We start from the raw sequence: 13,586 nt of genomic DNA, 5'->3' as shown, positions 1-13,586 counted from the left end.
CGGCGGAAAGAACAAAAACCGGCAAACCACGATTGTGTACGGCGAATGGCCGGCGAAGCAGCTCAAGAAGATCGAAGCCCAGCTGGCGGTGCTGCGCGACACCTACCCCGATCCGGCCCTGCTCGATCAGGAGCGTCCCGCCATCGAGCAGGCCATCCGCCAGCCGACGCCGGAGAGCCGTAAGGGGCTGGACCGGGCCCTCGAGCGCCTCTCCGCCAACGCCGGCAACGCGAGCAAGGCGGCCGAGGCGATCGCCGCCATCGTCGCCCTGGTCGGCAAGCACTGGCCGTTCTGACCGTCCTAGATGAACTGGGTGCTGCGCGACTTGAAGCCGAGCTGCCCGGCCACCGGGTTCCACACGTCGACCAGCTGCTGCTTCGCCGCCTGGGCCTGCTGCGACGAGGCCAGCCCGGCCGCCCACGCGGACTGACGGGCGGCGGTGTCGGCGCAGCCGCCGGCGACCGTGGGCTGCGCCCAGGCCACGAAGTGCTGGTCGGCCGCGAGCGCGAAGCCCAGCGCGGACTTCAGGGTGGAGCGGATCTTGTCGCCGTTGGCGAGACCCGAGACGTCCGCCGCGTCGGCGTCGGCGATCTCCTTCGTCCGCTCGGCGCCCACCTGCTGCATGTCGGCAACCGCGCGGGACAGGTCGGTGCAGCTGTTCACCTTCTCGATCGCCTTGTTCAGCCTGGTGCGGCTCGCGACGCTCCGGTCGAGCAGCTTGTCGATCACCGAGGCCTGCTCCTTCGGCGAGCTCGCCGCCACCTTGGTGGTCGGGTCGGGCTGCGCGGAGGATTTCACCGGGTCGGGCGCCGCCGCCGCGGTGGTACCGGTCGGGCTCGTGCCCTGGTGGGCGACCGGCGTCGTCTTCGGCTTCCCGGTCAGCACGACGATCACGACCGAGCCGGCGATGCCGACCAGCAGGACCAGGACGGCCGCGATGAGGATGAGCCGCCACGGGACCGGCGCCGGGTTCGGGCTCGACGGCACGCCCATCTGCGGGACCGTGGGCGGCTGCCCGGTCGGGTGCCCCGGCGGGTAGGGCGACGCCTGGCCCGGCGGGTAGGTCGCCGGGTGCTGGGCCGGATAGTTCTCCGGTGGCGGGTTCCCGAGCGCCAGCGATGTGTTGCAGCGCGCACAGAGGACCGCCGACGGGTCGTTGTCGAGTGCACAGACGGGGCACACCATGCCGCAAGATTATCGATGGTCGGCCACCGTCGGTTCCCCCATCTGTGCGATGCGTGATGTCTGGTAAGCGACGGATTCCGGATCGCTTTCGCGTTCCGCGCCTTCAGGGCCGCAGCGGGCCGGCCAGCTCAGCGAAGCGCCTCGCCGTGGCGGCCTCGTCGGGCAGGCCCAGGATCGGGCCGAGCGCCGCCGCCCAGCCATGACAGAACAACTTCCAGCCGTCGTACGCCTCGACGCCGCGCTCCCGGGCCTGCCGCAGCAGCGCCAGGTCGCCGCGGTAGTTCAGCTCCCAGACCACGGCGCCCGGCGGGAACCCGGCGCCGGCGGTGAGCGGGCTGCCCGGCCGGTCCTTGCCCAGGCCGGTCGCGTTGACGACGAGACTCCCGGGCGGCGCGGCGGCGACGAGGTCGTCCCACGGGCCCGGGCCCACCCGCACGGTGATCCGCTCCGACCAGCGGGAGAGCACCGCGCGGAGGTGCCCGGCGGCGGACTCGTCCCGATCGGCGAACACCAGCCGGGCCGGCGGCTCGGGGCGGGACATCAGGTGCCGGCCGAGGGCGATCGCGCTGCCCCCGGCGCCCAGGCAGGCCACCTCGTCGCCGCGCGGCCAGATCTCGTCGACCACGCGGCCGACCGACAACGGGTCGCGGGCGAAACCGGCCAGCCCGTTCGGCGTACGCAACAGGGAATTGACCTCGCCACACTCGGCGGCGAGCGGATCCAGCTCGTCGATCAGGTCGCCGGCCGCCCGCGCCACCGCCACCTTGTGCGTCGTGATCACCGCGCCGACAGCGTCCTGGTCGGCCCGCAGGGCGGCCACCAGCGCGCGGCAACTCGCCCGCGGCGATCCGGGCGGCAGATCATGGCCGACCAGGCGGAGGTCCCGGCCGAGATCCCCCATCCAGACCGGGAAGGCCGCGTTGACCAGCGACCCGCCGGTGGACACTCCGATGAACCACAGGGCCGCCGTCATCCGGCCCACGCCTCGACCGTCGTGGTGACCGGGCGGTCGAGGCCGGCCGCCTCCTCGATGGCCAGCGCGACGAGCTGGTCCTGGGCGGCCTCGGCCAGCGGGTACGGCGGCGGACCGGCGCCGCGCACCCAGGCGGCCATGGCGGTGAGCAGCGTCGCGGTCGCGATCTCGTCGTCGTTCCACCGCCGGCCGGGGAACGGGTTGCGGTAGAGGACATCGCCGCCGAGCGTGATGGTCTGCGTGTCGAAGCCGTCGAGGTCGAGATCGTGCCCGGTCTGCCGGCGCACCAGCGGTGTCGTCGTGATCGCCCGCGGGCCGGCGAGGTGCACGATCTCGTCGTCGCGCAGTTCGCCGTGCGTGCCGCGGACCAGGAGGCGGCGGAACCGCAGCAGGTTGCGCGTCTGGTTGTCGGTGAAGTCGTAGAGGCCGCTGCGCCCGTCGCCGAAGTCGACCGTGGCGATGGTCGTAGTGGCCGGTTTGGGCGCCGGGTCGTCGGTCCAGCCGCCGCGGTCGAGCGGGTTGACCAGCGGAGCGGTGGTGCGGCTTGCTCGTACGGTCGCGGGGGTGTAGCCGACGCCCAGCAGGCCGCGGATCAGCGCGACCGCGTGGTACTGCTGGGTCGACGACACGTGCACCTGTGTGGGCGTGCCGATGGTGCCGCCGCGGACGGCGGCCAGGCGGGCGGCGTGCGAGGGCATCAGCAGGTACTGCTCGGCCACCTGGACCAGCCCGCCGGCGCCGGCCGTCTGCCAGAGGCGCCGCAGGTCGGGGACGGTCGGCGCGGGCGGGGTCTCGGCCAGCACCGGGATGCCGCGCTCCACCGCCTCGGCGATGACCGCCGGGTTGGCCGCCCGGGGTACCGCGGTGACCAGGAAGTCGGGCCGGGAGTCGCCGATCGAGGCGAACCGCGGCACCGGCAGCTCGCGCGGCGACCGGACCACGGCGCCGAGGCAGGTCAGATCGGGCAGGCCGGCCGCGACCCGCCAGAGAGCAGCCGCCCGGAAACCGAACCCGACCAGCGCGAACGTCGTCATCGCCGGTCCTGGGTGAGGCCGACGCGCTCGCAGCGGCTGAGCAGCCAGGGCAGGTGCGGTGTGCCGATCCGCCCGGTGCCCACCGCGGCGAGCACCAGGATGACGCCGTCGGCCCGCATGACGACGTGATGGCCGCTCGCGTACGCCTCGTCGCCGATGCCCGGCAGCGGCGTCACGATGCCCCGGGCGTTGGCGCGCCACGCGATCCGGCCGGCCACGCCGCCCGCCCACTCGGCGCGCAGCACGACCGCGTTGTCGGCTTCGGAGCGGAAGGTGACGCGCTGCGGCTGGCGTTCGGCGCGTACGGGCTGCCCGACGACCTGGGCGACGTCGTCGACGGACACCGGGAGCGGCCCGGCCGGCTCGTCGCGGACCTCCCCGAAGAAGTCCGTGACCGGCGGGGCGGGCGCGGCCGCTCTCCGGCGCGGCCCACGGGACTGCTGCGTGACGGCGACGACCCGCCGGGTCCAGGGCCGGACGGTGATCGTCACGACGTCGCCGTCCTCGCAGCGGCGGCCCCACTCGCTGGGCAGGCCCCAGGCCGTGGTCCGGTCGGCGGTGCCGTCGTCGAGCACGAGGTGGTCCAGCCGTGGGTGGCCGTCGCGCGACCGGCAGGTGGTACGGGCGAGCACCTCGCCGGTGACCTCCCGCGACCGCGTCAGATCGGCGACGGCGCGGATCAGCAGGTAGCCGCCGGCGGCGAGCAACACGTACCCGGGCAGCGCGTACCGGCCGGCGACGCTCACCACGAACGTGCCCGCCATCAGCACCAACAGCACCTGGACCAGCAGGGTGCGGGTGGGGTGGCCGTACCAGGGCGCCCGCGGGTAGCGCACCCGGATCCGGCGCCAGCCGCCGCCGTACGACGACCAGAGCCGCCGCCGGTTGCCGAGCTCGAGGTCGAGCACGTCGCTGGCCCGCCGGGTCACGCCCAGGGCGGCGCCGTACGCGAGGTAGCGGTCCCAGATCGCCACCGCCGAGGGCGGCAACTCGGCGAACTGCTCGTGGTTCCGCAGCCACGCCTGCACGCCGAGCCAGCGGGCGGCGGCCTCCCGTCCCGCCGGGGTGTCCCGCTCGCCGATGTGCTGCACCAGACCGGCCAGCGCCCCGCCCACCGTGAGGAAACTGAGGAACAGCCAGCCGACGTGGGTGTGGTGCACGGCCGCCGACCCGCACACCACGCCGACCGCGAGCGCACCGACGTACAGCGCCGTCATCGTCGTCCGGCCGAACCGGCGCCGGGACAGCCCGGCCGCGCGGGCGTCGGCGACCACCGCGACGCGCAGCCGCCGGTTCCAGGCCTTGGACTCGTTCTCGTCGCGGAAGCTCAGCGCGGTCAGCGGCACCACCCCGCCGACCGCGAGCCCGCGGATCCGGTCGAGGACCTGCCGCTCGTACGGCCGCAGACCGCCGGCGTCCGGCGGGTTGGGGGCGAGGTGAATGGTCGTCCGGTACGGGTCGGCATCGGGCTGGCGCAGCTCGTAGTGACCGGCCACGGCCAGGTCGAGCACCGTCGACTCGGCCGTGTCCACGCTCGTCGACCAGCCGTTGACCAGCATGCTCACGATGGCGGGTGGCTCCGGCCCCAGCTCCATGGTGGCCGGTCCGGCGGGCGGCGGCACGATGCGGGTGGCGGCCCGGCACGCACCGTACGCGATGAGCCACAGCCCCACGCCGGCGACGCTGACGACGACGTCGAGCATCATGGAGCGCAAGATAGCAGCCCTGGAAAGGCGCCGCGGGAAGCAGACGACCCTCCTCATCGTCCTGTCGACGGTGGCGGTGGTGGCGGCCGGGAGGCGACCTGCCACGCCGCTTCTCGTGGTAGACAAGGCTCCGTGTTCACGGCTCAGGGACCGACCTTCGGCGAGCTCTGCGTGCAGGCGCTCTCCTCGGTCGAGCGCGGCTACGACCTGCTGGCGCCCAAGTTCGACCACACCCCGTTCCGGACGCCGCGGAGCATCCTCGATGCCACCGCCGCGGCGCTCGGCGAGTGGGGGCCGTTCGAGGACGGGCTGGACGTCTGCTGCGGGACGGGCGCGGGGATGCTCGCGCTCCGGCCGGTCTGCGACGGGCGGATCACCGGGGTCGACTTCAGCGCCGGGATGCTGGCGCAGGCCCGGGCGGCCCACCCGGATGCCGCCTGGGTGCGGGCCGATGCCCGGGCGCTGCCGTTCGCCGCGGGTTTCGATCTCGCGGTCAGCTTCGGGGCGTTCGGGCATTTCCTGCCCCGCGAGCGGCCGGCCGTGTTCGAGGGAATCCACCGGGCGCTGCGGCCGGGTGGGCTGTTCGCCTTCGCGATCGCGGCGCCGCTGTCGCTGACGTCGCCGGCCTATTGGGTCGAGGCCGGCTTCGATCTGGTCATGCGGGTGCGCAACGCGGTGTGGCGGCCGCCGTTCGTGATGTACTACCGGACCATGCCGCTGGGGGCGGTCCGGGCCGACCTGACGGCGGCCGGCTTCGAGGTGACGGTCAAGTCGCTCGGCGACGCGCGGTGGGGCCTGATCCTCGCCCGTAAACCGGTAGGTTCGGGGCATGTCTGAAGAGCTCCTCTGGAGTGTCATCGCGGCCGGCAACCTCGGCACCGTTGCCACGATCAAGAAGGATGGGCGGCCGCAGCTGTCGGACGTCAGCTACCACGCGGCCGGGCGGCTCGTCCGCTTCTCCACCCGGACCACCCTCGCCAAGGTGCACAACCTGCGCCGCGACGCCCGGGTGAGCATGAAGGTCACCGCCCCGGACGGCTACGGCTACGCGGTCGCCGAGGGCAAGGCCGAGCTCAGCCCGGTCGCCTGGGCGCTCGACGACGCGGTGGTCGAGGAGCTGATCGAGATCTACCGGACGATCCGGGGCGAGGAGCACCCGGATTGGGACGACTACCGGCGCGCCATGGTCGCCGACGGCCGGCTCATCGTCCGTTTCCGGGTCGATCACCTATACGGCTGGGTGAACTAAGGCCTGTTTCATGACTGGGGTGGGAGCGAGGCGGGGTCCAGATTTCGTCTGGTGGTGGCCCGTGGAAGCCCGGCTCCCGGTGTTGGAACCGGGCTTTCGCGGGACGCCGCCAGACGGGATCTGGGCCCCCTCCGCAGCCCCGCCTCAGTCATGAAACAGGCCTTAAGGTCGCGGCGTACACGAAGAGGTTCGGCGCCGGCGGGAGCGTCAGCGAGCGCACGTCGGCGCCCACCGGGACGGTCACCTGGAAGAGGCTGACCGGCGGCCCGTCGACGCCCTGCCCGGCCTTGATCCGGTGGTCCATGGCCAGCGCGACCGAGGTGCCCGGCGTCGCGCTGCCACACCAGTCGGCCACGGTGAGCGGCACGTCGATGCTGGTCCCGTCGGTGTGGCCGATCGTCAGCCCGCCGCTCACCGGCCCGTTGTGCGAGGTCACGATCAGGTGCAGCGAGCCGGCCGAGCTCATCGGCGGCAGCAGCAACGCCTGCCCGTTCGCCTGCACGAAGTTGAGCGCGCCGCCCGCCGCCGACGGCGCGTTGTAGGCCACTCCGCCCCAGGTCACCGGGCCGGCCGCGGGCAGCAGCGCGGCGTCGTAACTCCAGCCGACCCCGTCGAAGTCGCCCTCCGACGGCGAGTCGACGGTCGCCGTCCCGTCTCGGGTGAACTCGCTCCCAAGATCCAGAGCGCACTGCCCGGAGGCCTCGAAAGCGCAGGTCAAAGGCTTCCTGACGACCAAGCTCGCCGTCGTTTCGACCGGCTGGGCGCCGCTCACCTGCACCGAGATCGCGTACGAGCCGAGCGCCGCCCCCGCCGGCGCGGTGACGGTCAGGGTCGCCGTCCCGGCCGTCGGCAGCCGGTGCGAGACGATCGGCCGAGGCTGGCGTACCGAGACCGTCCATCCGGCCGGCGCGGTCGCCGCCACCCGCGGGTGCAGCACGCCCGGCGCCTGCCCGACCAGGTCCACGGTCAGCGTCACGCTGCCGCCCGGCGCGAGCGCGGCCGACGCCGGCCGGATCGACGCGTCGAGGTGCGTCCGCCCGTCGGCCGGCGCCTGGTCGACCGAGGGCGGCTGGTCGGCGACCGCGGTCCCCCAGGACGACGGCACCGGGCCGAGCGTGTGCGCGATCGTCCCGCCCGACCCGATCGCCGACCACGGGATCCAGTTCCGGGTCTGCCCGCGCCCGTCGACCTTGACCCGCTGGATGTAGCGGTTGTCGTCGGACGCGCCCGGCGCGGTGATCGTCAGCGGGTGCCCGCCGACCGAGACGACCGCCGACGGGAACTGCGGGCTGGAGACGGCCAGGAAGTTCGCGCCGCTCATCGTCGGGTAGAGCCCGAGCGAGGAGAAGACGTACCAGGCGCTCATCGTGCCGAGGTCGTCGTTGCCGGTCATCCCGTCCGGCCCGGTGGTGAACAGCGTCATCGCCGCTCGCACCACGGTCGCGGTCTTGGCCGGCGCGCCCGCCCAGTGGTACAGGTACGGCGCGAGCAGGTCGGGTTCGTTGTTCGGGTTGTAGGTCGGCTTCGCGTAGTAGTCGTAGGGGCTGGCGATCCAGTCGTTCCGGGCGGTTCCGGCCGGGTCCGAGAGCAATTTGCCGTACACGAAGAACGAGTCCAGCCGCTTCTCGGTGGCCGGCCGCCCGCCCATCAGCCGCACCAGACCGGCCGGATCCTGCGGCACCAGCCACTGGTACTGGTACGCCCCGCCCTCGTGGAACTGCTGGTCCGCGCCGACCGGGTCGTACGGCGTGAGCCAGGTCCCAGCCACGGTCCGCGGCCGGAACTGCCCGGTCGAGGTATCCCACAGGTTGCGGTACCACTGGCCGCGCCGGGCGAACATCGCCGCGTCCGCCTTCCTGCCCAGCCCGGCCGCCATCAGCGAGAGCGCCGCGTCGGCCGCCGAGTACTCCAGGGTCGCCGAGGCCGGATGCTCGCAGTCGTTGTCGCCGCCCTTGGCTGCGCAGTCGGTGCCCAGCCGCAGCCCGGACGGGAGGTAGCCGCGGGCCGAGTAGTAGTCCACGCCGGTGCGCCCGTTGTACGGCGACGTCGCCGGTGGCCGGCTGGTCGCGTTGGCGCGCAGTAATGCGTACGCCTCCTGCTCGTGTCCTTTCAACAGCCCCTTCGACCAGGCCTCGACCAGGAACGGGGTCACCGGATCGCCGGTCATGATGTTGGTCTCGCTGTTCACCAGCGCCCACCGCGGCAGCCACCCGCCGTCCCGCCCGATCGCCACGACGGAGAGCGCGACATCGCGGGCCACCGCGGGGGTGAGCAGTTCGAGCAGTTGGTTCTGCGGCCGGTACGTGTCCCACAGCGAGAAGTTCTGGTACGGCGTGTACCCGTTCGCCCTGTGCACCGCCCGGTCGAACCCGGCATACGAACCGTCGACGTCGCCGGCCAGGTTGGGGTGCAGCGAGGCGTGATACAGCGCGGTATAGAAGGCGGCCCGCCGGTCCGGCGTACCCCCGGCAATTTTGATCTTGTCTAGCGCGGCCACCCACGAAGCCCGCAGCGAGGCACGGACCTGGTCGAAGTCGAAGCTGTCGCCGGTTTCGGCGGCGAGGTTGGCCCGCGCGCCCGCGACACCGGTGTAGGACAGGCCGACCTTGACGGTGACCGACGAGTCGGCCGTGGCGTCGAAGGTGACGAACGCGCCGTTGCCGCCGGTTCCGGACGCGTCGCGCGAACCGGTCGCGATGGTCGAGCCGCGCCAGGTGCCGAACGACGCGAACGGGCGGTCGAACTGGGCGGTGAAGTAGACGGTGTGGTCGTCCTTGCCGGCGCAGAAGTTGCCCGCGTGCACCCGGCCCTCGACCGTCCGGTCGCCGACCACGCTGATCGCGGAGTCGAAGACGGACTGATTCGCCTTCCCGGTGTTGAACAGGACGTTCGCGGCGCCGGTGGACGGGAACGTGTAGCGCTGCCAGCCGGTGCGCGGGGTAGCGGTGAGCTCGGCCGAGATCTGGTACTTCGACAGGCCGACCCGGTAGTACCCCGGCGACGCCTGCTCGTCGTCGTGCGCGAACGCCGACCGGTACGCGGCCGGATCCACGCTGGTGACGGCCCCGGTGGTGGGCATGATCGGGAGCTCGCCGGCCACCCCGCAGCCGACGCCGGACAGGTGCGTCTGGCTGAAGCCGTAGATGGTCGACTGCTTGTAGTCGTACCCGCCCTGGCCACCGGTGTCCGGGCTGACCTGCACCATGCCGAACGGAGCGCTCGCGCCCGGAAAGGTGTTGCCGAAGTTCTCGGTGCCGACGAATGGCCTGACCAGGTCAACCGGGTCGGCGGCCGCATGCACCGGCGCAACCGCGAGAGTGGCGACCAGCAAGACGACTCTCATCATGGCTGACAACGTTGTCATAGGCAGCGACGGGAGTCAATGCGGGCGCACCCGTTTTGCACCCCCGGGCACGGAGTCTGCCCGGCGAAACCCTCAAGGGCGCCGCGGCCTACCCGATCTCCGATACGTCCAGTTCACCCCGGGACGGGCGCACGGAGGCGGAGTTCTTGATGCCAGGCAGGGTCGCACTGAGCCGCTGGGCGCGGCTGTGCCTCGTGGTGGCCGCCGCCGTCCTGCTGTTCGCGACGGTGCTCAGCCTCGGGCTCGGCGGCCCGCGGGGCGCTCAGACGATCTCCAACTTCGGCCTCTGCTACGCCGCGATCACCGCGGCCGTGGCCTGCCTGCTGCGCGGCCACCAGCTCGCCGGCCGGCCGCGCTGGGGCTGGTCGCTGATCGGGCTGGGCGTGCTCAGCTGGGGACTCGGCCAGTGCAGCTGGGTCTACCTGGAGACCTTCCGCCACCAGGAGGTGCCGTTTCCGTCGGCCGCCGACGCCGGCTACCTCGGCATGGTGCTGCTCACCCCGATCGGCCTGCTGGTCCTGCCGAGCGCCGCGCAGGAGCTGGCGAACCGGGTGCGCAGCGTGCTCGACGGCCTGATGGTCGCCACCTCGCTGGTGCTGATCGCCTGGATCTTCGTGGTCGCGCCGCTGCTCGACGGCGGCCACGACTCGACGCTCGGGCTCTACGTGAGCCTCACCTACCCGCTCGGCGACGTGGTCATCGTGACCATCGTGCTCTACATGCTCGCCCAGCAGCGGCGCGGCGGCCGTACCCTGGACCACCTCGCGCTGGTCGGCGTCGGCATCGTCGGGTTCGCGGTCTCCGACATCGGCTACGCGTACCTGAACCTCACCGGCGCGTACTCGTCCGGCGGGGTCACCGACATCGGCTGGTTCGCCGGCTTCTCGCTGATCCTGCTCGCCGCCACCAAACCGATCACCGTCGGCGAGGAGAAGTCCGGGCCGGCCGGGCGCGGCCAGCCGGTCGGCATCCTGCTCCCCTACGTCGCGGTGCTCGCCGCGCTGCTGACCACCGTCGTCTGGTACGCCCGGACCGGGCACAGCAACCTGTTCGTGGCGTACGCCCGATCGACGCTGATCCTGCTCATCGTGGGGCGGCAGTTGCTCACCCTCAAGGAGAACCGGCACCTCACCCGTACGCTCGAGGTGCGCGTCGCGGACCGCACCGCCGAGCTGTTCGCCAGCGAGCAGCGCTTCCACGCGCTCGTCCAGCACAGCTCCGACGTGGTCACCGTGGTCTCCCCCGAGGCCGACGTGCTCTACCAGAGTGAGTCGGTGCAGCGCGTCTTCGGGTACCCGGCGCACCTGCTGACCGGGCGCCGGCTCACCAAGATGCTCGATCCCGAGTCGGGCATCCGACTGGCCCAGGCGCTGCGCCAGGTCGCCGGCCGGCCGTACGCGACGATCGTGCTCGAACTGCCGGTCCGGCACCGGGACGGGCGGATCCGCCAGGCCGAGATCACCATCACGAACCTGCTCTCCGACCCGAGCGTGGCCGGCCTGGTGCTGAACGCCCGGGACATCAGCGAGCGCAAGGAGCTCGAGGAGCAGCTGGTGCACGAGGCGTACCACGACGCGCTCACCCAGCTCGCCAACCGGGCGCTGTTCCGCGAGCGGGTCGCCGAGGCGCTGCGCAAGCGCGGCCCGGAGGACGACGTCACCGTGCTCTTCCTGGACCTCGACGGGTTCAAGGAGGTCAACGACAGCCTCGGCCACCTGGCCGGCGACCAGCTGCTCGTGCAGGTCGCCGACCGGCTGCGCGGCTCGGTACGCGACGGCGACGTGGTGGCCCGCTTCGGCGGCGACGAGTTCGCGGTGCTGATTCTCGCCAGGGACGGCCTTTCCGGGGACGCCGGCGACGAGGCCGAGCGGGTGGCCCGCCGGATCATCGACGTGCTCGAGCGGCCGTTCGCCAGCGACACCCGGGACATCCACGTGCAGGCCAGCATCGGGCTCGCCGCGGCGAGCCGGCTGGGCGAGCCCGAGGGCGACGGCGCCGAGCAGCTGATGCGCAACGCCGACCTGGCGATGTACAAGGCGAAGTCGGCCGGCGGGGGCTGCTTCGCCGCGTACCACCCGGACATGCTCGCCGGTCTGGTCGCCCGCCTCGAATTGGAGGCCGACCTGCGGCTCGCCCTCGAACGCGGCCAGCTGCAGCTGCACTACCAGCCCACCATCGACCTGGCGAGCAGCGAGGTGATCGGCTTCGAGGCGCTCGCCCGCTGGGCGCACCCGCGGCGCGGGCTGATCCCGCCGGCCGAGTTCATCCCGATCGCCGAGGCGACCGGCCTGATCGTGCCGCTCGGCCGCTGGGTGCTGCGCGAGGCGTGCCGCCAGGCCGTCGCGTGGGGCCGCGCGTCGGGCCGCGCGCCGAAGATGGCGGTCAACGTCTCGGTCCGCCAGTTCGACCGGGCCGACCTCGTCGAGGTGGTCGCCGGGATCCTCGCCGAGACCGGCATGCCGGCCGACCAGCTCTGCCTCGAGATGACCGAGAGCGTGCTGATGACCGACACCGACGACAACCTCGAGCAGCTGCTGCGGCTCAAGGCGCTCGGCCTGACGCTGGCGATCGACGACTTCGGCACCGGCTACTCGTCGCTGGCCTACCTGCGCCGGTTCCCGGTGGACACGCTGAAGATCGACCGCTCGTTCGTGGAGCGGCTCGGCGCGTTCACCGACGACACCGCCCTGGCCGACACGATCATCCAGCTGGGCAAGAGCCTCGGCATGGCGACCGTGGCCGAGGGCATCGAGGAGTTCGGCCAGCTGGCCGCGCTGCGCGAGATGGGCTGCCACTTCGCGCAGGGCTACTACTTCTCCCGCCCGGTCCCGGCCGACGAGGCGGGCCGCCTGTTCCTCGACGGCGCCGATTTGCAGAAGGAGCTTCATTGAGCACGGGCACCTTCGCCTCCCCCACCGCGTGGCCGGACTCCCTCGCGCCGGACCTGCTGCGACTGGTCGGCGCGCCGACCCCGTACCTGGCGACCGATCTCGACACGGTCGCCGCCCGGTACCGGGCCTTCACCGCGGCGATGCCGTGGGTCACCGCGTTCTACGCGATGAAGTGCAACTCGTCGGCGGAGATCCTGCGGACCCTGGCGGCACACGGCTCGAACTTCGAGGTCGCGTCGATCGGCGAGCTGCGGACGCTGAAGACGCTCGGCGTCGACCCGGCGACCGTGCTCTACAGCAACCCGATCAAGCCGCCGGACCACATCGAGGCCGCGGCCGGCCTGGGCCTGTGGCGGTTCGCCGTCGACTCCCCCGGCGAGCTGGCCAAGATCTCCGAGCGGGCGCCGGGCGCGGCCGTCTACGTGCGGCTGCGGGTGGACGACAGCACCAGCGTGTTCCCGCTCTCCGGCAAGTTCGGCACGGACGTCGAGGACGCGTACGACCTGATGCTGCTGGCCCGCCGGCTGGGGCTGCGGCCGTACGGGGTGACCTTCCACGTGGGCTCGCAGTGCGAGAGCACCGGGGCGTGGCGCGACGCGGTCCGCACCGCGGGTGAGCTGATGGAGCGGCTGCGACCGGAGGGCATCGAACTGGAGATGCTCGACCTCGGCGGCGGCTTCCCGGCCCGGTACCGCGCCGGCGAGCCGACGATCGAGCAGATCGGCGAGGCGATCGGCGCGGCGATCGACCTGCTGCCGTACCGGCCGGGCCTGATCGCCGCCGAGCCGGGCCGGCACTTCGTGGCCGAGTCGTCGGTGCTCGCGGCGACGGTCATCGGGCGCGAGCTGCGCGGCACGGAGAACTGGCTCTACCTCGAGGTCGGCGCCTACCACGGGATGGTCGAACCGGCCCAGGCGGCGGGCGGCTGGAACTATCCGACGTGGACGTCGCTGGAGAACCACGCCGACCTTCCCCAGCTGCCGTTCACCCTGACCGGTCCGACCTGCGACAGCTCCGACACCTTCGGGTACGAGGTTTCGCTGCCGGCGACCGTGACGGTCGGCGACGTGATCTATTTCGGGTCGTCCGGGGCGTACACCCTCCCCTACGCGACCTCGTTCAACGGTTTCCCCCCGCCCACCCCGATCTTCGTCGGCACGGGCCGCTGATTCGTCCGGACCGAC

The 13,586-nt window shown here is 72.6% G+C and carries 10 protein-coding genes; 5 read left to right on the top strand and 5 right to left on the bottom strand.

Features of this window, described 5'->3' with window-relative positions; all coding sequences use genetic code 11:
* The first annotated feature begins 34 nt into the window (after positions 1–34).
* The gene (locus tag IH26_RS0101695) at positions 35–295 is read left to right on the top strand and encodes a hypothetical protein (RefSeq protein WP_030434288.1); all 261 of its coding nucleotides are present in this window, start codon (positions 35–37) and stop codon (positions 293–295) included.
* A 5-nt stretch (positions 296–300) separates the two neighbouring features.
* On the opposite strand, the gene IH26_RS0101690 is transcribed toward IH26_RS0101695, so the two are convergent.
* The 4 genes from IH26_RS0101690 to IH26_RS0101675 form a co-directional block, all read right to left on the bottom strand.
* Complete coding sequence (locus IH26_RS0101690; RefSeq protein ID WP_030434287.1) at positions 301–1,185, bottom strand: hypothetical protein; 885 nt, start codon at positions 1,183–1,185, stop codon at positions 301–303.
* 103 nt (positions 1,186–1,288) lie between these two features.
* Positions 1,289–2,158, bottom strand: a complete 870-nt coding sequence (locus IH26_RS0101685; protein WP_063763634.1) for a shikimate dehydrogenase family protein — start codon at positions 2,156–2,158, stop codon at positions 1,289–1,291.
* The gene (locus tag IH26_RS0101680; protein ID WP_034213201.1) at positions 2,155–3,192 is read right to left on the bottom strand and encodes a Gfo/Idh/MocA family oxidoreductase; all 1,038 of its coding nucleotides are present in this window, start codon (positions 3,190–3,192) and stop codon (positions 2,155–2,157) included. The genes IH26_RS0101685 and IH26_RS0101680 overlap by 4 nt, the downstream gene beginning before the upstream one ends.
* A complete protein-coding gene (locus IH26_RS0101675) occupies positions 3,189–4,898 on the bottom strand; it encodes a DUF2207 family protein (RefSeq protein ID WP_169789698.1) in 1,710 nt (569 codons plus the stop codon). The genes IH26_RS0101680 and IH26_RS0101675 overlap by 4 nt, the downstream gene beginning before the upstream one ends.
* Positions 4,899–5,030: 132 nt before the next feature.
* Between IH26_RS0101675 and IH26_RS0101670 the strand changes: the two genes are divergently transcribed.
* Positions 5,031–5,735: a class I SAM-dependent methyltransferase gene (locus tag IH26_RS0101670; RefSeq protein WP_030434283.1), complete on the top strand. Its 705-nt coding sequence runs from the start codon at positions 5,031–5,033 to the stop codon at positions 5,733–5,735.
* Positions 5,728–6,147 (top strand): PPOX class F420-dependent oxidoreductase, encoded by a 420-nt coding sequence (locus IH26_RS0101665; RefSeq protein WP_030434282.1) that lies wholly within the window; start codon positions 5,728–5,730, stop codon positions 6,145–6,147. The genes IH26_RS0101670 and IH26_RS0101665 overlap by 8 nt, the downstream gene beginning before the upstream one ends.
* Positions 6,148–6,295: 148 nt before the next feature.
* Here the strand turns inward: IH26_RS0101665 and IH26_RS0101660 are convergent, their stop codons facing one another.
* Complete coding sequence (locus IH26_RS0101660) at positions 6,296–9,493, bottom strand: GH92 family glycosyl hydrolase (RefSeq protein ID WP_051807222.1); 3,198 nt, start codon at positions 9,491–9,493, stop codon at positions 6,296–6,298.
* A 167-nt stretch (positions 9,494–9,660) separates the two neighbouring features.
* On the opposite strand from IH26_RS0101660, the gene IH26_RS55325 reads away from it, so the two are divergent.
* Positions 9,661–12,402, top strand: coding sequence for a putative bifunctional diguanylate cyclase/phosphodiesterase (locus IH26_RS55325; protein WP_051807220.1), 2,742 nt, complete (start codon positions 9,661–9,663; stop codon positions 12,400–12,402).
* A complete protein-coding gene (locus IH26_RS0101650; protein ID WP_030434279.1) occupies positions 12,399–13,571 on the top strand; it encodes a type III PLP-dependent enzyme in 1,173 nt (390 codons plus the stop codon). The genes IH26_RS55325 and IH26_RS0101650 overlap by 4 nt, the downstream gene beginning before the upstream one ends.
* Positions 13,572–13,586 lie beyond the last annotated feature (15 nt).

The sequence above is a fragment of the Actinoplanes subtropicus genome, from assembly GCF_000721705.1.
In the GTDB taxonomy this organism is placed as follows: Bacteria; Actinomycetota; Actinomycetes; order Mycobacteriales; family Micromonosporaceae; genus Actinoplanes; species Actinoplanes subtropicus.
This window is presented reverse-complemented; position numbering and strand designations above follow the sequence as displayed.

Coding starts and splice junctions, on each gene's coding strand:
- IH26_RS0101685 (WP_063763634.1), bottom strand. CDS start 2,158: ATGACGGCGGCCCTGTGGTTCATCGGAGTGTCCACCGGCGGGTCGCTG.
- IH26_RS0101665 (WP_030434282.1), top strand. CDS start 5,728: ATGTCTGAAGAGCTCCTCTGGAGTGTCATCGCGGCCGGCAACCTCGGC.
- IH26_RS0101680 (WP_034213201.1), bottom strand. CDS start 3,192: ATGACGACGTTCGCGCTGGTCGGGTTCGGTTTCCGGGCGGCTGCTCTC.
- IH26_RS0101660 (WP_051807222.1), bottom strand. CDS start 9,493: ATGATGAGAGTCGTCTTGCTGGTCGCCACTCTCGCGGTTGCGCCGGTG.
- IH26_RS0101690 (WP_030434287.1), bottom strand. CDS start 1,185: ATGGTGTGCCCCGTCTGTGCACTCGACAACGACCCGTCGGCGGTCCTC.
- IH26_RS0101675 (WP_169789698.1), bottom strand. CDS start 4,898: ATGATGCTCGACGTCGTCGTCAGCGTCGCCGGCGTGGGGCTGTGGCTC.
- IH26_RS55325 (WP_051807220.1), top strand. CDS start 9,661: ATGCCAGGCAGGGTCGCACTGAGCCGCTGGGCGCGGCTGTGCCTCGTG.